The organism is Pseudoalteromonas sp. SG43-1 (genome assembly GCF_014164415.1).
Lineage (GTDB): Bacteria > Pseudomonadota > Gammaproteobacteria > Enterobacterales > Alteromonadaceae > Pseudoalteromonas > Pseudoalteromonas distincta.
This window is the reverse complement of sequence record NZ_JACJFD010000001.1, coordinates 186,137-205,540: the sequence shown is the minus strand read 5'-3', so window position 1 is coordinate 205,540 and position 19,404 is coordinate 186,137. Positions and strand designations below refer to the sequence as shown.

Sequence of the window (19,404 nt, the reverse complement as noted above, 5' to 3'; positions counted from 1 at the left end):
TAGAGGTAGGCAATTACTTACTAAAATTGACAACAAAATGCTAGAGACTATTTAAAGCAAGTAGGTATTTTTTTATCACTATTTTTTCATCAAATTCATTTTCCATTTTACGGCGGCTATTAATACCAAGTTTAAGGCGTTCAGAATGTGACATGGTTATTATTTTATCTAGAGCATCAGTTAGGCTTTTAGTGCTTCGGGGTTCGCAAATAAAACCATTAACGCCATTATCAATAGTTTCTCTACAACCAACATTATCAGTTGTTACTATAGGTTTGCCCATAGCTCCTGCTTCAAGTAACGACTTAGGAACGCCTTCACGGTAATAAGATGGCAAAACCATACAGTCTACCTGTGCTATCTCAGCCTCAACAAAATCTGATGTACCTAAATAATTAACTATGCCTTCATCTACCCAATCACTCATTTGTGCTTTTGAAACAGCTGAAGGATTATCAACATCTAAAAAACCTAGCAACCTAAATTCAACAGTATTGCCGTATGTGTTTTTAAGTATTCTTGCCGCTTCAACGTATTGTGCAATCCCTTTATCAAAAAGCATACGCGCTATAAGTAAAAAACGTATTACACCATCGTCAGGAGCCGGAGTTACAGTAAAACGCGATAAGTCAGCTCCCGAACCAGGTAAGCGATCACTTGTAACATTTTGTGCAATTTTATGTTGCTTAAATAAAGCTCTGTCGTCTTCATTTTGGAAAAAAATAAAATCAGCTTTGCTTTGGCTATATTTGTACAAAACCCTAGCTACTTTAGAGGGGATGCTTTCGTTAATAAATAAAGTACCTAAACCCGCAATATTATTAATAGTTTTAACCCCAGCTAACCTTGCAGCTAAGGTACTATAAATATTATTTTTAGGCGTAAAGTTTAAAACCGTATTAATGTTGTTATGACTGTAGATTTTATAAAAGTCATGAAAGGTTTTTAGGTCGTTTACTGGGTTTGTGCCACCACTATCAATCCTAATATTAATAAAATTGCAGCCTAACTCTTTAAGCTTTTTAGAGTAACCATCTTCAGGTGCAATAGCATGAACTTTATAGCCTTCAGCTAGCATAGCTAAAATTGTGTTTTTTCTAAAATTATATAAGTACCAGCTAGTATTAGCACTAATTGCTATAGTTTTCAAAATCTCTCCAAACTACTTAAATTCATGCCAATAACTACCCCATAACTGGTCAACACTTTTAGAACTCATTGGTTCCCAGCCACTTCCATGACAAAATGTTAACTCACCAAAATATATAACACCATCAACATTGTACATATCTACTCTTACATACTTAAATGGGCTCGCTAGCTTTTTAGCAAGCGATATTAAATCTTGCATATTGCTTGGGAAGTGGTAACTACCACCTAAAGTGTCATATTTAGGCTGAATATTATAATCAAGTAACTCTAAATCCTCGTTATAAAGAGACCTTTTATGATTTTCAAATCGATCAGCATCCACCTGCACTATTACTTTTTCACTATTATTAGATTCGCCTTGAAATATGTGTAATTTAAAATCTGACGGGTAACCACCATCACCTAATTTAATTAACTTTTCGAAAATTATTCTTGGTGTTTCTACATCGTAAAAGTGCTCGTCAACTATTTTACCCACTTTAATTTTTAAGTAAGCGTTAAACTGTTTACATATTTTATCTAAATCAAGCTCTGTTTTATCTTCAACAATTAAAACGTTTTCACCTCCACCACCGTTACTTGTTTTTATCACAAAGCTTTTAGGTAAATTTTCAAAGTCATTAACAGTTAAATGAGTAACACTTTTAATAAGAGGAATTAAATACTGCTCACCAATAGTACGCTTAACATGCTCCCTAACAGTAAACTTATCAACATATTTAGAAAGCTGATTTGGCTCGATACTAAACTTTCTAACAATTAACTTTTCTGAAAAGGTTTGAGGGGCATTAAAGTTAGGAATGTACTTATGAGTCTTTAAAAAACGCATAAAAGTATAACCTTTGGGCCTTAATATTAATCTTATTAAATCACGTATAAAGTATTTTATTTTTTTGTTCATATTAACGACCAGACTTAATCAGTAATTTTTAATATTTTTGAGTACTTATTTAAAATAGTATCAAGTGCAACACTTTGAATGTATTCTAGATGCGGTTGTCTAAATAACTCATTTAGTTCAATACGGTTATTGTAAACATGGGTAATAGCCTTTAGTGCTGCAGATTTATCACCAACACCAAACAGTAATCCTCTGTCTGCAATATTAAAATCACCCTTTTTTAAGTTAAACGACTCAAAGTCATCGCATAAAATTTCTTTAGGGCCAGTTTTACAATCAGAATGTATGGGGATTGCACCACAAATCATCGCCTCAACTAACGCATTAGGAAACCCTTCAGACTCAGATAAAGACAAATAAACCCCGCACTGCCTTACATACTTAAATGGGTTACTCACCATTCCATGCAATACAATATTATTTATACCCTTCGCTTTTATTTTTGCTGTTAATTCCTCTCGCAATGGGCCATCGCCAAAAAAGTGATATACCGCAAAGCTAGCTGTTTCATTGGCTATATTAATAATATCGAAAACACGTTTCGACTCATTTAATCGCCCCACCACTGCAACATTCATTTTGTTATTATCCAATTGCTCATTAGTCAGTAGTGGTTGTTGAGCACTTAAGGTTATTTTTTCAATATCGTAAGGGTTGTAAATTACAGAATAGCGAGAAGGCTGCCACCCAAATACATCTTCAAAATCATCCACCATTTCTTTTGCTTTGAAAATGTGAGTGTGCACGTTTTTTAAAAGTAACCCAAAGGCAAGCCTGTGTATTTTGCCTTTAAAACCTCTGCGCTTATAAAAGCTACTGTATGCAAAGCAATGCACAGCTTGAAATTCAAATTTAGCACCTAAGAACTTTGCAAAAGCACTATACATTATTGGAAGGTTTAAATGAGCTTGTACTATAGTTCCTTTGTCTAACTCTAAAAGATTTTTAATCGTGTAAAAAAGCGAAAATTTTCCCTGCTGTAAGTTTACTCTTGCTGTTCTACCTACATCATAGAATGAGTCAGGAAATAAAGTCCAAAGAATTGTAGAGTTACGAACATCATCATTTACAAACAACCTGGATACAACTCGCTCAGCCCCCCCTAACCCTAAATTATTTATGAAAATAATTTTTTTCAATCCTTCCTCCCAGCTATGCATCTATACTTGTTACTTGCTATAAATAAAATGAAACAAATCATTGGGAATACAAATCCAGAGCGGTACCTAATTGATGAGCCTGGATTCATTATTCCAACAGGATAATGTGAAAATATTAAAACTAGAGTAAATGATAAGAAAATAGCTAAATGAAATACATTAAGTTTATTTTTATAAAATACGCTTTTGTAAGAAAACACTACCAACGAAGTAAATATAAAAAGCCCTTCTAAAAAATATGGCATAAACATAATTCGATTCACGGCTTCAAAAAGTGTAGGGCCTATAAAAGACTTTACGATACCTACTGGGGCATAAAGAAAAAAGTCATATTGCTCTAGCCAAAAGTCATTTTCTCTAGTACTGGCGCCATTAACGAAGTAACTATTACTCAAAAGCTGTGTATATTCATATACAGTATCGGATAGATACCAAGCAAAAAAACAAGCTAGGGCACTACATATAATAGTTAAGACTAGTAAATATAAACCTTCAACTCCCGATCTATCTAAATAAATGACAAGCAATGTTAAATAAAGACTAATAGAATAATGTGGTTTCATGAATGTTACAATTGCAAAAACTATAACTAATCTTATTAAGCTAATTTTTTTCCTTTCACATAAATCTATCAACAACCCCACTGCCAAAGAAAAAAAAAGCAGTAAAATACACTCTTTAGAATACACTGATGTCCACATACCAAAAGAAGGAGTTATAGTAATAAAAAGAAAAAACCGCCTCCCATTACTACTCAAATAAGGTTCCAACTTTAGGTAAAGAAATACAATTGAAAAGGTAGAAATTAGAATAGATAGCAAAGCACTCCCAAAATTACCAAGAGTCGAACCTATCAAGGACATTAAGTATGCGGTACTGGTAAAATCATTTCTATAGAGATAAGCACCTTCTAAATATCCAGATGTGTCACCTAACTGAGAAAATTTTGAATAAACAAAAATGGCAAAAAGGCAATAAAAAACTCTTGAAATTAATATAAAGTAGATAATATTTTTTAAACTTTTCATTTTTCTTGGCTTACAGCAAAAACTTTAGAATTAACCTTTGTACTCTTATTTAAGAATGCATTCGGCGATACTTTAGTCAACGAAGCCACTTCAATATCCCCAATAATAACAGCACCAGCACCAACTTGAACTTGCTCTCTTAAAGTTGGTGCACTCATACCATCCAAGTATTGCGATCCTATGGTTACATGATGAAGAATTATGCAACCATTCCCAATACGCGCGCCCTTAGAAATGAATACCCCGAAAAAGCCATGCTTAAAGCACACAGATGACCCAATATCACAACCATAAGGAATAGAACAACCTACTATCAAGCAAAATAACTTATGAAAAACAGTAATAAAAATGCGCAATATTCTATAGGGACAAGCCTTGCCAAGCCTATATGTTATAAAAATTAATTTTGTGAAAAAACCATTACCTTTATTGACTTTAAGGTCAAGCTGTATTTCTTTTATTACATTCATTATAAACTTTAACCTTTGCAAAAATAATTAAAATTAGGTTATAAAAAACACCACTTAAAACAATATAAATGCATGTAAACACCAAGCCCGTACCTAAAAAATAAGCACCACCTAAAATAGCAATTTTTATAAAAATAAATAACACTTCTAAATATAAAAGGTATTCCTGTTTTTCTGTGGCAATAATATAGGCAAAACTAGGCGCATTTAACAAACCACTGGCAGCCCAAATACTAATTAATTTTATATATAAAGCTGTTTGCAACCACTCTTTTCCCCAAATTGCTAAAACAATAGGCTCAGAAGCAAAAAAGGCAAATAAAACTCCCACTATGCTTATTGGCATGAGTAGTAATGTAAACTTATTAAAGACTTTATTCTTTGAATTGTGACTTGCATACTCTTTAATTAATAAGCTTCTCAAAGGTGAAAGCAAAAGTGTTACAGGTATCACAACCAAAGAAAACGCTAATGAAAAATAGCCTAATGCCGCATAACCAAATAATATTGGTAAGAGTAACATCGGCATCTGTTGAGATAAAACATTCAAAAAACTAGCTATTGTACCGACAACGCAATATTTATAATTACTTTTAATAAATGCCACTTGATCTTTGTCGAAGACAAAAGGAGTATTTTTTATGGTACGAAACCTGATTAAAAAAGCAGATATATCTCCAAGCAGCCTAGGTAAAATCATCGCAAATGCCAATAATGGCGCAAGCATAAAAATGAATATTTGACCTAAACACATTATGGTTGGTTTTATTATTGATGAGTAACTGAATACTTTAAGTTTTTCAGTTTTGATTAGCGCACTACCTAGTAATTGGAAGTTAGCGTTAGCGCCAGCCAGTAAAATACCAGCTAGTATGAGTGAAACTTGCGCATAATTAGCACCAACTGTAACCCAATAAACTACAACAATAGAAATACATATGATTAAAATAAGTATAGATATTGATAAAAAAGTGTTTATGGTTTTTTCTAAGCTTATGTCATTTTTGGCTAAAATAAAATGATCGCCCCTCAGGCAAACAAGTACAGCAAATGTTAGCGAAATAGAGTTAACAAACATATATTGACCAAAAACATCAGGCCCAAATAATTTAGAGCCTAGAGTCATAGCTATAAAATTAATTAACTGGCTTACCGCCAGCGCACTGCTTAAGCCCAGAGTTTTTTTAAACAACTTTTTTGCACTTTAAAAATAAGTATAGGGAATCCGCAATAAGTGGCTCAAGTTTGGTGTTATTATGCTTTTTTAGCCAAGTGTTATTGTCAAATAAATAGTAATGCTCTGCCTCCATTTGTGTATAAGGCCCAAAGTGAACGCACTGATATTCTATACAACTATAACCATTACCTTTTTCTATAATATCCATAGAAACGTAAGGTGTATCTAACTCTTTACGAAATTGAAAAGCAAATTCGAGCATATCATTCGGCGCATCTATAAAGTCAAACAAGCCACTACCACTTGCTCTAAAATCCCCTTTTTTTGTATTTCTTTTGAGCACAAATAGCTTATTCATGAAAACCAGCACTTTAAAATCACAGGTTAGACCAGCTACAAAATCTTGAGTAATATATTTTTCTTTAGGGGTGTAATATGAAAGCGCTTCTTTATGATAATTAATTTTGCGTACGCTATTAAACTTGGCCCTTAAAAAGTACGCCAACCTTTTTACCCCTAGCTTTAATGCTAAGGCTTTAAATAAAAACGCCTTTAACTCTTTGTTATTATTACATAGCTTAACGCCGCCGCTACCTGCACCATTAACTAGTTTAATAACCTTTGTTTCATTTAAACTCTGAGGTTCAATAAAGTACAACTGTTCCTCATAGGGAAGCCCTAATGCTTTTGCTAGCACCCCTTGAAAACCTTTATTTTCATGCGCCTTTACTAATCGCCTGTTAGGTATAATTTTATTTTCAAAACACTCTAAATCCAGCACATCGTCCAAGTAGCTTTTCACATCCAAATTTTGATGACTGCCACATAAGTAAAACGTATCATTTGATGGAACCTCACTTTGCAACTCTTCAAAACTAATTAAAGAAGTACTAAAGCCAAGTTTTTGTAAAGAGGTTTCCAACAAGTTTAAATCCATACTTTTAAATGTAGGTAAACTTTGCCCGAAGTACTTTTGATGATGTAATATTTTAATTTTCATTATAAACCCTGTAAAATCTATATAAATAAACGGCTTTATTTATCGGATTTATATTCATAGTTGTAATAACCGTAATACCCATAAGCGTTACTCGCTTTTTTAACTACACCGTTAAATACAAGCCCTTTTACGTCTATTCCATTTTGTTCAAAACGGTTGCGAGTTAGGTCTATTTCACGCAAGTGGTTTTGGCCAAAACGCGCTACTAATAAGGTAGTGCCTGTATGCGCACTCACTATAGCCGGGTCGGTTACTGCCAGTATTGGAGGAGTATCAATAATTATAATATCGTAAGCGGCGCTTACTTCTTCAACTAATTTGCTAAAATTGCTATGCATTAATAGCTCAGAAGGGTTTGGCGGTATTTGTCCGCGCGTAATAACGCTCAAGCCTTCAACTTTAGTTGATTTAGTAACTTGATCTAGGTTTAAACGGCCTGATAGATAATCGCTTAAGCCATCGTCCCACTTTAAACCAAACTGTGTTTGTAAGTAGCCTTTACGCATGTCGGCATCAATAATTAGTACCTTTTTACCACTCTGTGCTAGTACTGCCGCTAAGTTAACCGATATAAACGATTTACCCACACCCGGGCTTGGGCCCGATATAGCAATAATGTTGTTTTTAGCCTCCATCATCGCAAAGTGTAAGCTTGTACGTAGGCTGCGTAGTGCCTCTATTGAAAGGTCTGCTGGGTTATCAAGCGCTAGTAAGCTTTTTGCTTTCCCTGCTTTATTTTTGCGCCCTGTAAAGCCGGTTAGTTTATCTTGGTAGTCTGAGTGGGGTACACTTGCGTATACAGGTATGCCTAGGCCTTCAATCTCGCTTGGGTCTTCTACCCCTTTGTGCATGGCTTTTTGTATAAGTACAATAGCCACTGCAAGCATGCCACCTAGCATAGTTGCCATTACTACTATTAGCGCTTTTTTAGGTTTTACTGGTTTACTGGTATTTACCTCGGCGTAGTCTATAACACGTACATTACCTACGGTACCGGCGCGTACTATATCAAGCTCTTGGGTTTTGCTTAGTAGCAACGTATAAATTTGGTTGCTTACTTCAACATCGCGCTTTAAGCGCAATAACTCTTGTTGGGTTTCGGGTAGGTTACCTACCTCGCCAATTAGCTCATTTTTTTGGCTTTCTACTGCTTGAATTTGCTCAATTATACCTTGGTATGCTGGGTGGTCTTTTTTAAATTTACGGCCAAGCTCTAAACGTTTTAGGTTTAGCTCTTGTAGTTTGGTTTCAAGCTTTACTACTTGCTCAAGCACGCCTTGAGTCTCAAGCGTTATGTCTATTGACTGGCGTTTAATTTGGTAATCGTTAAAGCGTTGCTCTGCGAACTCTAACTGTTTTTTAATTTCAGGTAATTGTACTTCTAAAAACTCAAGCGACTTTTGTGCTTCAGCGCTGTTGCGCTCAACATTGCGGCGTACATAAATAGCCGCTACTTTATCAAGTACTTTTTCAGCGTAGCTTGGCTTAGTACTTTGTAAGCTTAAATTAATTATGCCTGAGTCTTTACCTTTTTCGCTTGCACCAATTGCAGTTTGAAGGTCTAAAATAGTATTTAAGCGATCTTTACGGGTAATTGTAAACTCTGTACCAGGGCGAGCATTTAAAGTACGAATGGTTAAGTTAAACTTACCGTTTGTAAGCTCCTCGCCTACTTTACCCGATAATATTTTCTCACCGTCTTCATTTAAAAGTGCAAGACTATTGTTAGCTTGTGCTACAACTGTAAATTCTTTATTGATTGCAAAGCGTGGTACGTCAAATCTAAATACATTTATGCTCTCACCGCCCCATGCGTAGCTATTAGCACCAAAGCTTGGCTCAGCTAAATCGCCATCTTCCATTGGGGTAAAAGTACGGTAAGCTCGGCTCCCTATAAACGGAAATAATTTAGGCTCTGCTATTATATCAAGCTTTAACGTATCAACGGCCTCACCTATTATACTGCGCGACTTTAGTAGCTCTATTTCGGTTACTGCGGCCGATGTACTTTCGAACATGCCTGCCATATCGTCAAAACCAGGGACTGATGCGCCGCCGTCTTCAACTTGTATCATGGCTGTTGCTTGGTAAACAGGGGTACTTAATACAGCATAAATAACACCTACAAACATAAACAGCGCAGTTACGGCTACTATAAAATATTTGCGATCGAGCAATGCGCCTAGTAGCGCCATTAAATCAATTTCTTGCGTGTTATTAGTGCTTTTACTATTCGCGCTACTAGCGCTGTTATTCGGCTGGGTATTCATTAAATTAGCCATTCCTTATAAATACTTTTGCCAAGCGCTACACGCGCTGTCGATTAATGTATAAACGTGTTCAAAAGCCTCTTGGCTTTGGCGGTAAGGATCTGGTATTTCAGCGTTATTAATCCACTTACCTAGTAAAAACGTTTTACCGCGCGCCTCTGGGTAGCGAGCATGTACGTCGTTTAAATGGCGTTCTTCCATTACGAGTATTACGCTGTTTTGCGCAACTAAGCTTGATGTAAGCTGTTGCCCTTGGTGAGTATCCATATTGATACCATGTGCAAGTGCTATTTGCTTTGCTTTTGCATCTGCTGGTTTGCCTTCAAGCGCGGTTAAACCTGCTGACGATACTTTAATATTTTTGCCTTCAAGCTTTTGCTTTAAAACATACTCACCTGTTGGGCTGCGGCAAATGTTACCTGCACACACTACTAAAACTGAATCAAACATCTTTAAAAAACCCTTAGTTTGCAGTTATATCGTCAACACTATCTACAGTCGCGATTGACGGTAACAGTAAGCTTATTACACGGTTCCAACGGGCAAGCGGTGCCGATGTTACATATACAATATCGCGCGGTTGTAGTTCAAACTGCTCAGCTAATACCATTGCCGCTATATTTTTAGCGTATAATTGGTATACGTTTGCAATAACACCGGTTTGCTCTACGTTGCTTTTACGCAGTACAAATACGCCGTTAGCGTCGGCTGTTGCTTCGTTTAAGCCGCCCGAGTCGCTTAGCGCTTCGGCCAAGTTTAAACCATAACGGTTAAGCGTTACTGAACCTGCTTTTTTAACATCACCCAATACAAATATTTTTTGTGCATCGTTTCGGTGTACATGCACAATGTCGCCATGTTGCAATAAACGGTTTTGCGAAATGTCACCATGGGCATAAAAGTCATCAAGTTTTATAACTTCTGTTTTGTTGCCACGGGTAAATGTTACTGTGCGCCAATCGGCTGCATCAGTTAAGCCGCCCGCTTGGTTTAGGGCATCAATTAAGGTAAGAGGGTTCTCTGTGATTGGATATACACCGGGTTGTTTTACCTCACCCGTCACATATGTTTTTTGGCTTTTAAAACCAACTATCTTTATATCTACTTGCGGGTCTTCTATTACTCGACTTAGGCGTTTTACAAGCTCATTACGTACTTGGCTTATTGTTTTACCTGCTGCGGGTATATTTGGTGCGTAGGCGTAAGTAATGGTGCCGTCTCGTTGTATACGGAAGCCGTCAAACTCTGCGGTACGTTGTACTGCTGCGGGTATTGTTAGCTCTGGGTGATCCCATACGCCTATTGTTAGTACGTCGCCAACACCTAGTTTGTATTCGTAGTTACTTACATTTAAACCAGCGGTGCTTGAAATTGGTTTAGCAGCTATACGCGCTTGATTTTGTTTATTTATTAGTAGCGAGTCGATTATTTGAATGTTTACTTTTTCGAGATCTTGTTCGAGGTTTTGTGTTTGCTCGCCTGAGTCTATACCTTCAAAGTGACTGCCTGGTACTATTGTACAGCCGGTCATGCTTAGTATTGCGAGTATTGATGCGAGTGATTTACAGCTTAACGCCATTGTAGAATCCCAAAATTATTTTAAATATTGCACTTACTCACCAACCTTGGTGAGCACTTGTATTTTAGCCGACTAATTAAAGCATGCGCACTATTGTGAAGCAATAGCCTTTGCTTTGTAAAAGCTTTGTAACTAAGTTTTTAATTAGCACTGAAATTATATCAGTGTTTTCGCAAGGCATTTATGAATAAATTTAATTGAAAGCCGTTTTTAGTAAAACACTTAACGCATTCATCACCAATTGCACAAAGAGAAGTGAATCAGGAACCATTTAAACAAGTGCTTTATAGCTGTTTACTTCTCTAAAGCGCAGCGCCCTCGACCTCTTCAGATTAACCACTTAAAGATTTATTGCACAAAGAGAAGCGAATGAGGAGTAAATGAGAAGCCATTTAAACGAATGCTTTATGACTTTTTATTTCTCTAAAGCGCAGCGTGCTCTTAACCCTTTTGTGAATAACCCTTATTACGAGCTTTGCTCGTTACGCCAGCAAGCTACTCGTCTACGAGTGACCGTAACCACGGTGTTAAACTTTGCCACGGGGCTTCAACGTTAAAAGCGCAGCGTGCTCATAACTTCTTTTTGAAACACATTTATTGATAATTGCACAAAGAGAAGCAAATGAGGAGTAAATGAGAAGCCATTTAAATAAGTACTTGTGGCTGTTTACTTCTCTAAAGCGCAGCGCCCTCTTAACCTCTTTGTGAATAAATCACTTAAATATGATTGCACAAAGAGAAGCGAATGAGGAGTAAATGAGAAGACATTTAAATAAGTACTTTATGGCTGTTTACTTCTCTAAAGCGCAGCGCCCTCTTAACCTCTTTGTGAATAAATCACTTAAAATATGATTGCACAAAGAGAAGCGAATGTGGAGTAAATGAGAAGCCATTTAAACAAGTACTTTATGGCTGTTTACTTCTCTAAAGCGCAGTGTCCTTGACCTCTTTGTGAAGAAGTTCTATTACGAGCTTTGCTCGTCACGCCAGCAAGCTGTGCGTCTACAAGTAATTAACCACAGTGTTTTAGGCACGCTTCCGCCCTTAGGTTACAGTTCCTATGTACTGATATATAGCTATTTTTTACGGTGTTACGCTTTTAGTTATTATTGCTTAATATCTTTATTATCTACACTTACTTCAATTTTTTGATTGAGTAAGTTAATTAGTAAAATACTGCGCAGGTCGCCGTCTGGCTCTTTGTATATTGCTTGTATATTATTAAATGAATCGTTATTCACACTTACTACATCACCTGCTTTTGGTATTAGTGATTCTGTGGTGTGTGAACGCTCATTTTTTAGCTGATTAATTATATGTGTAGAAACTAATTGATACTGTGATCCATAGGATACAAAGCCACCAATTCCACGTGTATTTTTTACAGCAGAAAAATTACCGTTTTTTGACTCAAGGCATACAAATAAATAATTAGGGAATAAAGCGGTTTGTTTGACGGTACGCCGACCTTTAACCAACCTTTCGGTAGTTAATTTGGGGTAAAACGCTTCAATCCCTTGATTTTGCAAGTTAGTTTTAGCTCTCTCTTCTTGCTTAGGTTTGCATACGACTAAATACCAACTTTCCATAATAGTCCTTAACACATAACTAAGTTGCAAAAAACACAACGCTAAACTAAATAACGGCGGCATTATAACCACCATAGAGTGCCTATGTAAATAAGCCTTAGTGGTTAATAGCCACTCACATTGGTAAACAATGTTATTGAATTTAAGAGAAATAAAGGCTTTAACGCTGGTTTAGCGCTTATAAAGCAATGTTTAGAACGAGCTAAACAAAAGTTTAGGAAAAGGTAATAAATTTATTAAAAACCTGAATTAATATGATCTAAAAATTAATATCTAAGTAAGAACGCAAAGTGATAAAAATGATAAAATCGCAAAGTAAATTCGCACTTACAGGTTGGTTCATATTTGCAGGTGGGGTTATTAATTTAGCTCAAGCGTTATAACCTTGAATATTTATGGCTTTGCTTCTACCTTAAAATTCAATGTAACAACTTGATAACAAGGAAGCGCAATGCAAATACTTCACCACGGAGCGGTTAATGGAGTTACCGGTTCGTGCCACGAGCTGGTAGTTAACGAGCAAACAGGTGTGCTTATTGATTGCGGGTTATTTCAAGGCGAAGACTCTAAAGTCGATCTTTCAATTGAGTTTAATATTACCCATGTTACTGCCCTTATTGTTACCCATTGCCATATTGACCATGTTGGTAGAATTCCTTACTTATTAGCTGCCGGTTTTAAAGGCCCTATTTTTACAAGTATTGCATCAGCCAGTTTATTACCTTTAGTAATAGAAGATGCTTTAAAAGTAGGTGTAACCCGCGACCCTAAAATTATAGCTGCCTGCTTAAGCTTATTAAATAAACGTATAGTAGCTGTTGACTATAAAGCGTGGTTTGAACTACCTTGCAAAGGGCTCAATAAAGCTAAAGCGCGGTTTCAGCGTGCTGGGCATATATTAGGTTCTGCCTACGTTGAAATTGATATTACAAATAGCAATAACAACAAACATCGCGTTGTATTTTCGGGAGACTTGGGCGCGCCCTATACCCCGTTACTCCCTTCGCCTAAGCCGCCCTACAAAGCCGACACTCTAGTTATTGAATCAACCTACGGCGATAAAAATCATCAAGGCCGTAAAGAGCGCACTCAAACGCTAAAAAACATTATCGAACGCGCTGTTAGCGATAATGGCGTGGTGTTAGTGCCAGCTTTTAGTATTGGGCGTACACAAGAGCTGCTATATGAGCTGGAGCAACTCATACATAGCTCATCTAAAAAGTCTAATTGGCGAGACATTCACGTAATACTCGACTCCCCTATGGCAGCCAATTTTACTGAGCAATACAAAAAGTTTAAATACCTATGGGATAGCGAGGCCAAACGCAAAGTTGCAAACGGTAGGCACCCGCTCGATTTTAAAAACCTAACTACGGTTGATTCACACAAAGAGCATTTGGCTATTATCAACTATTTAAGTTCGCGGCCAACACCAGCCATAATATTAGCAGCAAGCGGTATGTGCACTGGTGGGCGTATAGTTAATTATCTTGAGCGATTTTTAAATGACAAAACCACCGATGTATTGTTTGTAGGTTACCAAGGAAACAAAACGTTAGGCCGCGAAATTCAAAAATATGGCCCGCGTAATGGGTATGTTTTTATAAATGATGCTCGCATTACTATAAACGCAAAAGTACATACAATTAGCGGGTACAGTGCCCATGCCGATCAAAGCGGATTAATTAAGTTTGTAACGGGTATGTATAAAAAGCCAAGCCATATAAAAATTGTACATGGCGATGATGATGCAAAAGCTGCTTTGGCAGCAAGGTATAAAGCAGTTTTAGACGAACAAATATTTATAGAAATCGGAAATAATACTTATAAATAAAAAAGTTAATGCCGTATCTATCACAACTGAGTCTACCGAATACAAACTAGAATATATTTATTTTCCGAAGTTAGGATACAACAGAACATTCAACTTCGAGGGTAAGTGGTTTCTAACAATGATGTAATAAACGGATAAATACAAAGCATTTAATGCCCTTAGATTCTTTTATTAAGGGCAATTCAATTATTCTACCTAAGCTGCTGATGAGTTTAACGAGCGTGAGTTATAAACTGAAGTTTATTCTATTTTTAATTACTTATTTTTCCTGTAACACAAGGATCAAAATAACATAGAAGCCACGAAAAACTCATTATGCTACAAAACTTACTTAAAAAAGGGATTACTCCTAGGTTTTACTATTTCTAATCAATGTATAAATTTTTGCAATAATAACCTTAGGTAGAAGCCTTATAGGCATTCTTAATGTTAAGCTTTTTAGTATATGCCCTTTAGGCAATAATTTATTTTTATAGCAACACTTATAAAAATACAGCTCTCGCTTGAAGTATAAATAACCACTTCGTCTAGATAATTGATTAAAACCAGCTCTCATATGCACTAACGCTGCAGGTATATTGTAAAAAACAAATCCCGCTTTAATTAAATTCAACCATAAGAAGTAATCTTCAAAATACAACACATTCTGATAGCCACCACTTTGCTCTACCACCCTTTTTTTGAACATAACTGATGGATGATTGATTGGATTTTTTGACTTAGAGAATTTAACTATATCGCAATGTTTTTCGGGAACCTCTCTTATTGATAAGATGATACTTGGATCATCGTCAAATTCGCTAATCCACGAGCCACAAACATCAACGTTTAAAGATGTCAAAATAGAAAGCTGCTGCTCAAAGCGTTCTTCAAGGGCAATATCGTCAGTATCCATTCTGGCTACAAAATCGTAACGACAATATTTCAAACCTTCATTTAGAGCTGCCCCCAAACCAACATTCTCTTTCATTAAAACATCGACTATGTTTAATTTAGATTTCCAGCTCTTAATAACAGCATATAGTTCTCTGGAGAGAGGTCCATCTTGAACGAGTACAACCTCGGTCGGCTTTAAAGTTTGATTGTAAATACTCCTTAGCGCTTCATCCAAGAATAATGCATTTTCTTTGCAATATACTGACATTAGTACAGAAAAATTCATGTAACTATACCTACTCGCCCCATCAAGCTATCTTTAATCCCCTTTAACATGTATTTAAAACGTACATACCCGTCTGGTAATGTGAATGGATAAATAAATAGTTTAAAAAGTAGCTTTGCTAAACTAGATATTTTCCAATAAATAGGCACGTAACCACGTTTCATTAAAAGTAGAGTATTTCTAAATTGGTAATAATGTCGAATAGGACTACAAACACCTACATTAATAAAAAGCAGTATCTTCTTATTGCCATCGCCTAATTTATGAGCAAGTTTTGCTTTGTTATTTTTTATAACTAAATAGCCGGCAGCTTTGATTCTCCAGCAGTATTCAAAATCAACTGCATCGATAAATAAATCGTCATCCATTCCTCCAACCTGCAAATATACTTCTTTTGGAATTAGGCTACCTGAGCTTAAAACACTAGACACGGAGATATACTCTGAACAATAAACACTTTGCCCTTTAGAAACCTTGGCTTCATTGACTTCTAACGTATCTTTATCATAATCCTGACAACCGACTAAACCTACAGAATAATTATTTTGTGTTAATTCATGATAGCACTCTAGTAATTTACTAGGTAGATTTCTGTCAGGCTCACTGTCTTGATCCATCTGCAATACAAAGTCAGCACCATTATTAAAAGCCCAATCCATTCCTAATGACTGAGCTTTTGCAATTCCTAAATTTTCCCTAAAATTAAATACTTTTACACAATCGCTTATATTTATTTCAACATCATATTTTGAATTATTGCAGACAACCACTTGTGTACCCAACTCAACTAATCTATTGACAGCTACTTCAGCTTCAGTTTGGGTTGCATTATATAAGACTAATACAGAAAAAACTTTTTCATTCATAATTATAACTCAATCACATTTATATAAATAAACACTTGCCTTAGTAAACATCTAAGAAAAAACCAGTTAATTTCGCACTTTAATTTTTTCTATTTATAAACACTAAAACTACTTAATATACATTCCTACTGAATTTTCCAGTCACTAACATATTGGCTCTGATTAACCTACTTAATAAACAGAGTGTTATAATTACAATTATATGATTAGTATCCAAAATGTACGGGTTTGATATAGCATAACCAACATAGGATAAATAAATTAAACCTAAATGGTTAAAATATATAAATTTACTATAGAGATAAAACAAAGCTAATATATATAATGCTAAAAAGATAAAGCCTAATTGATTTAAAAAATAGACGCCTTGTAGTTCAAAATAAATATTACCAGTATAATCTCTCGCACTTGTCGTAACATCGAGCGTATTGCCCAGCCCCTTACCAGCTAGTACAGTAAATACATCATCGCTCATATCAGAAAGCAATACTTCAGCCTGATCTATACGAGTACCAATAGATGAGACTTGTCCAGTGGACTTTTTTTCAATCACATTCACAGCAGAGGTAACCGCTATCGGTACGATTAAAATAGATGCAAACAATAACGTTATATTCTTCAACCCCCTAACCTTACTTAAATAGTTAGTTTGCATCAAGAAAGCACAAATGTAATAAAAGCCGCAACCAATTAGGTACATAAAGTTGCCAGCAAAGAGTGTTGCAAGCAAAAGGAAGGCTTCACTAAATCGATACTTTTTTTGTTGTGTTTTCAAATATAAAAAATTAGATACCATGGCAAAAAAAGGAATAAGAGCATTTCCTTTAATTTGAACTCGGAAGAAGCCGTTTCCATATGTATACACATCACCAAAACCGTTATTTAAAAACCAATGCCTAATTGGTAAATAACTTGATACTTCCCAAGTCGAATAAAGGTACAAAGATATAGCCATAATAACAATACCTTGAAGAATATGCAGTCCAATTACGATATTTAATGATTTTAAGCTATTAAATGGAATGAAATGTACACATAGTAAAGACAGTAAAATTATATAAAACCGCATAATAAGTAACGGATCATTTTCTAAAAAAAATAAGCTATATGAAGCGAGAAATGTAATCAGTAAAAAAGCTAAACCGATATATTTGTCTCTTTTTTTGAACCAATGAAGAAAGCCAATTATGACAAGGCACAAGACGCAAAAGTTAGCGATAGGTGCAAGGGTAGAAAAAGGTAGATTTCTAGTGACGACAAAGGTGATGATTACAAAAAGGAAAGAATTTATCACTGGTAGCTACTTATAAATTATTTTAATAGAAAAAGATGAATTTTTTAAAACCCACCTTTTGTATGGCGTGGCTCTCAGCGACAGAGCCCACCGTACAACATTAGATCCAACAGCGACGTGCTAAAAGGAAAATATTTTATCAAGCCATGCATCCATCGAGTATTGATATAAAATAGACTCAGGAACAGGCGAAAAATCCTCATTAATAAAGTTAATAAGGCTCTGTATTTCTACATCATCATCTAAAATAAATACATTTTTAAATTCATAAAAATCGTAATGCCTGATATCTGAATTCGTCGTAATAATTTTTCTATTTGCACCTAATGCTTCAATTGTTCGCATTGTAAGTCCATCTTGCTTTGGATGATGGAAATCTAAAATCGCATTAGAATTACTCACAATTTCCGAATATTCACTATAAGCTAATGTTTTCCTATGGATAAATGTTATTCTTTTTAGAATATTTAACCTAAACCAGTTTATTGGATTCGTAAACAAGTAAAACTTATAGCTCTTGTTTACAACATCCATTTTTAATGCAATATCTTTTAGCAAGTCTAAACGGTTAAAGTGCAACCAGCCCACAAAAGAAATGTCATATTTATAAGTAGCTTTCCGTTCAATTCTATTTCTATAGAAAAGGGGTATAAAATCAAATGAATATTTATTGCAGTCCAAACGATCAAAGCTACATACTCTATCAAATAAGCTCGCAATTTTTGCCCCCCCTTCAACCCTTCTGATACTATCCCAATGATATAAGATAAAAGTAGCACCTGGGTTGTTTTTCTTCAACATATCAATATGTTGGGAGCAAAGCCTATCCCCTTTAATTACGAAGATATAATCATAGTTTGTTTGATTATCTAGCTGGAGAAATAGATGCTTTTCTGAGTGTTTTTTTTCTATATGGCTCGCAGATTTAAACTTAGCAAATTGGTTCATTACTCTATTACGATGAGATTGGCAGATATAATTAACTACCGCTCCTTTGTTCTTTAATTTTTCAACAATTAATTTGTCATAATCATAAAAGCCAATACCTATAAATAATATTTTGCGACCTTGAAAATCCATTTTAATACCTTCGAAATACCTAAATTAATTTATCTTTAAAATCATCAATCATAATTTTCATATCATCTAATACATTTCGAGGATTAAATGTTATTTCTTTTTTTAGTCGAGAGATATCATTAACTGGAAAATACTCATCTACACAGCCATTTATCCAATTGATATTGCAACCAGTTTCACTTTCCAGAACGTTAGCTATATCTTTAGCTTTTGTATTTATACCCGACGCAATATTATAAACTGTTTCACTTAGATTATCTTTTTCAGCAAGTTGATAAATAGCATCAACAAGATCAGTGATAGAAATATAATCTTTTGCATATTCTGGTGTAACGTACATATCAACATGTTTATTATTTATTGCGTTACGAGTAATTGCAGGTAAGAAAAGGGGGCTATTTAATGCCAAGCCATAAACATTTGAGGGTCGAATGATAACAACCTTTTTAGAGCTTAACAAACAGAGCTCTTCAGAAATTAACTTAGATAAATTAAATAAACGCCTTTCATCTCCATGAGAAACGACTAAATTTGCATTTTCTTGGGTATTGTCCTGCCCCATATAAAGGCGAGTAGATGAAATATAAATCAGTTTATCGAATGACGCTTTCTCTAATATTTCAGCTAACAATAATGAATTTGACTTAAAAACCTGCAAGGGTGCATTTTTACAATCACCAGCCCCTGCACAAAAAATTACAGTGCCTAATGGCTTAGAAAACAAATCAATATCGTTTCTTTCTGGAATATATATAGAATGGTTATTTTCAAGTAACTTTTTTGAGACTTCATTACCAATAAAGCCACGACCACCAATAACTGTATAATTTAACACCACACCA

The 19,404-nt window shown here is 35.2% G+C and carries 18 protein-coding genes; 2 read left to right on the top strand and 16 right to left on the bottom strand.

What is annotated here, in order from left to right; genetic code table 11:
• Nucleotides 1-40: 40 nt before the first annotated feature.
• From H5159_RS00845 to H5159_RS00800, 10 genes are all read right to left on the bottom strand, one after another.
• A complete protein-coding gene (locus H5159_RS00845; RefSeq protein WP_182779529.1) occupies nucleotides 41-1,150 on the bottom strand; it encodes a glycosyltransferase family 4 protein in 1,110 nt (369 codons plus the stop codon).
• 12 nt (nucleotides 1,151-1,162) lie between these two features.
• A complete protein-coding gene (locus tag H5159_RS00840; RefSeq protein ID WP_220496415.1) occupies nucleotides 1,163-1,981 on the bottom strand; it encodes an ATP-grasp fold amidoligase family protein in 819 nt (272 codons plus the stop codon).
• Between the two features lie 86 nt (nucleotides 1,982-2,067).
• Nucleotides 2,068-3,192, bottom strand: coding sequence for a glycosyltransferase (locus H5159_RS00835; RefSeq protein ID WP_182779527.1), 1,125 nt, complete (start codon nucleotides 3,190-3,192; stop codon nucleotides 2,068-2,070).
• A complete protein-coding gene (locus tag H5159_RS00830; RefSeq protein ID WP_182779526.1) occupies nucleotides 3,189-4,241 on the bottom strand; it encodes a hypothetical protein in 1,053 nt (350 codons plus the stop codon). Before H5159_RS00830 ends, H5159_RS00835 begins: the two co-directional genes overlap by 4 nt.
• Entirely contained in the window at nucleotides 4,238-4,711 is a 474-nt protein-coding gene (locus tag H5159_RS00825; protein ID WP_182779525.1) for a hypothetical protein, read from the bottom strand. The genes H5159_RS00830 and H5159_RS00825 overlap by 4 nt, the downstream gene beginning before the upstream one ends.
• Nucleotides 4,683-5,903 carry an oligosaccharide flippase family protein gene (locus tag H5159_RS00820; RefSeq protein ID WP_182779524.1) on the bottom strand — a complete coding sequence of 407 codons (1,221 nt, stop codon included), beginning with the start codon at nucleotides 5,901-5,903 and terminating at the stop codon, nucleotides 4,683-4,685. The genes H5159_RS00825 and H5159_RS00820 overlap by 29 nt, the downstream gene beginning before the upstream one ends.
• Nucleotides 5,896-6,888, bottom strand: a complete 993-nt coding sequence (locus H5159_RS00815) for a hypothetical protein (RefSeq protein WP_182779523.1) — start codon at nucleotides 6,886-6,888, stop codon at nucleotides 5,896-5,898. Before H5159_RS00815 ends, H5159_RS00820 begins: the two co-directional genes overlap by 8 nt.
• A 35-nt stretch (nucleotides 6,889-6,923) precedes the next feature.
• Complete coding sequence (locus tag H5159_RS00810) at nucleotides 6,924-9,158, bottom strand: polysaccharide biosynthesis tyrosine autokinase (RefSeq protein WP_182779522.1); 2,235 nt, start codon at nucleotides 9,156-9,158, stop codon at nucleotides 6,924-6,926.
• Nucleotides 9,159-9,173: 15 nt separating this feature from the next.
• A complete protein-coding gene (locus tag H5159_RS00805) occupies nucleotides 9,174-9,608 on the bottom strand; it encodes a low molecular weight protein-tyrosine-phosphatase (RefSeq protein WP_182779521.1) in 435 nt (144 codons plus the stop codon).
• Between the two features lie 13 nt (nucleotides 9,609-9,621).
• Nucleotides 9,622-10,737, bottom strand: a complete 1,116-nt coding sequence (locus tag H5159_RS00800; protein WP_182779520.1) for a polysaccharide export protein — start codon at nucleotides 10,735-10,737, stop codon at nucleotides 9,622-9,624.
• A gap of 407 nt (nucleotides 10,738-11,144) precedes the next feature.
• Between H5159_RS00800 and H5159_RS00795 the strand changes: the two genes are divergently transcribed.
• Nucleotides 11,145-11,294 (top strand): hypothetical protein, encoded by a 150-nt coding sequence (locus H5159_RS00795; RefSeq protein WP_182779519.1) that lies wholly within the window; start codon nucleotides 11,145-11,147, stop codon nucleotides 11,292-11,294.
• Between the two features lie 549 nt (nucleotides 11,295-11,843).
• Here the strand turns inward: H5159_RS00795 and rfaH are convergent.
• Nucleotides 11,844-12,326 (bottom strand): transcription/translation regulatory transformer protein RfaH, encoded by a 483-nt coding sequence (gene rfaH, locus H5159_RS00790; protein ID WP_182754168.1) that lies wholly within the window; start codon nucleotides 12,324-12,326, stop codon nucleotides 11,844-11,846.
• 451 nt (nucleotides 12,327-12,777) lie between these two features.
• On the opposite strand from rfaH, the gene H5159_RS00785 reads away from it, so the two are divergent.
• A complete protein-coding gene (locus H5159_RS00785) occupies nucleotides 12,778-14,160 on the top strand; it encodes an MBL fold metallo-hydrolase RNA specificity domain-containing protein (RefSeq protein ID WP_182779518.1) in 1,383 nt (460 codons plus the stop codon).
• 349 nt (nucleotides 14,161-14,509) lie between these two features.
• On the opposite strand, the gene H5159_RS00780 is transcribed toward H5159_RS00785, so the two are convergent.
• The 5 genes from H5159_RS00780 to H5159_RS00760 form a co-directional block, all read right to left on the bottom strand.
• Nucleotides 14,510-15,322 carry a glycosyltransferase gene (locus H5159_RS00780; RefSeq protein WP_182754162.1) on the bottom strand — a complete coding sequence of 271 codons (813 nt, stop codon included), beginning with the start codon at nucleotides 15,320-15,322 and terminating at the stop codon, nucleotides 14,510-14,512.
• A complete protein-coding gene (locus tag H5159_RS00775; protein ID WP_096792426.1) occupies nucleotides 15,319-16,188 on the bottom strand; it encodes a glycosyltransferase family 2 protein in 870 nt (289 codons plus the stop codon). The genes H5159_RS00780 and H5159_RS00775 overlap by 4 nt, the downstream gene beginning before the upstream one ends.
• A gap of 112 nt (nucleotides 16,189-16,300) precedes the next feature.
• Entirely contained in the window at nucleotides 16,301-17,143 is an 843-nt protein-coding gene (locus tag H5159_RS00770) for a hypothetical protein (protein WP_182779517.1), read from the bottom strand.
• A 459-nt stretch (nucleotides 17,144-17,602) separates the two neighbouring features.
• The gene (locus H5159_RS00765) at nucleotides 17,603-18,562 is read right to left on the bottom strand and encodes a hypothetical protein (protein WP_096792424.1); all 960 of its coding nucleotides are present in this window, start codon (nucleotides 18,560-18,562) and stop codon (nucleotides 17,603-17,605) included.
• A 19-nt stretch (nucleotides 18,563-18,581) separates the two neighbouring features.
• Nucleotides 18,582-19,397: an NAD(P)-dependent oxidoreductase gene (locus tag H5159_RS00760; protein ID WP_165728158.1), complete on the bottom strand. Its 816-nt coding sequence runs from the start codon at nucleotides 19,395-19,397 to the stop codon at nucleotides 18,582-18,584.
• Nucleotides 19,398-19,404: the final 7 nt, after the last annotated feature.

Coding starts and splice junctions, on each gene's coding strand:
- H5159_RS00840 (WP_220496415.1), bottom strand. CDS start 1,981: ATGCGTTTTTTAAAGACTCATAAGTACATTCCTAACTTTAATGCCCCT.
- H5159_RS00775 (WP_096792426.1), bottom strand. CDS start 16,188: ATGAATGAAAAAGTTTTTTCTGTATTAGTCTTATATAATGCAACCCAA.
- H5159_RS00785 (WP_182779518.1), top strand. CDS start 12,778: ATGCAAATACTTCACCACGGAGCGGTTAATGGAGTTACCGGTTCGTGC.
- H5159_RS00795 (WP_182779519.1), top strand. CDS start 11,145: ATGACTTTTTATTTCTCTAAAGCGCAGCGTGCTCTTAACCCTTTTGTG.
- H5159_RS00830 (WP_182779526.1), bottom strand. CDS start 4,241: ATGAAAAGTTTAAAAAATATTATCTACTTTATATTAATTTCAAGAGTT.
- H5159_RS00805 (WP_182779521.1), bottom strand. CDS start 9,608: ATGTTTGATTCAGTTTTAGTAGTGTGTGCAGGTAACATTTGCCGCAGC.
- H5159_RS00810 (WP_182779522.1), bottom strand. CDS start 9,158: ATGAATACCCAGCCGAATAACAGCGCTAGTAGCGCGAATAGTAAAAGC.
- H5159_RS00780 (WP_182754162.1), bottom strand. CDS start 15,322: ATGAATTTTTCTGTACTAATGTCAGTATATTGCAAAGAAAATGCATTA.
- rfaH (WP_182754168.1), bottom strand. CDS start 12,326: ATGGAAAGTTGGTATTTAGTCGTATGCAAACCTAAGCAAGAAGAGAGA.
- H5159_RS00765 (WP_096792424.1), bottom strand. CDS start 18,562: ATGGATTTTCAAGGTCGCAAAATATTATTTATAGGTATTGGCTTTTAT.
- H5159_RS00770 (WP_182779517.1), bottom strand. CDS start 17,143: ATGGCTATATCTTTGTACCTTTATTCGACTTGGGAAGTATCAAGTTAT.
- H5159_RS00815 (WP_182779523.1), bottom strand. CDS start 6,888: ATGAAAATTAAAATATTACATCATCAAAAGTACTTCGGGCAAAGTTTA.
- H5159_RS00825 (WP_182779525.1), bottom strand. CDS start 4,711: ATGAATGTAATAAAAGAAATACAGCTTGACCTTAAAGTCAATAAAGGT.
- H5159_RS00800 (WP_182779520.1), bottom strand. CDS start 10,737: ATGGCGTTAAGCTGTAAATCACTCGCATCAATACTCGCAATACTAAGC.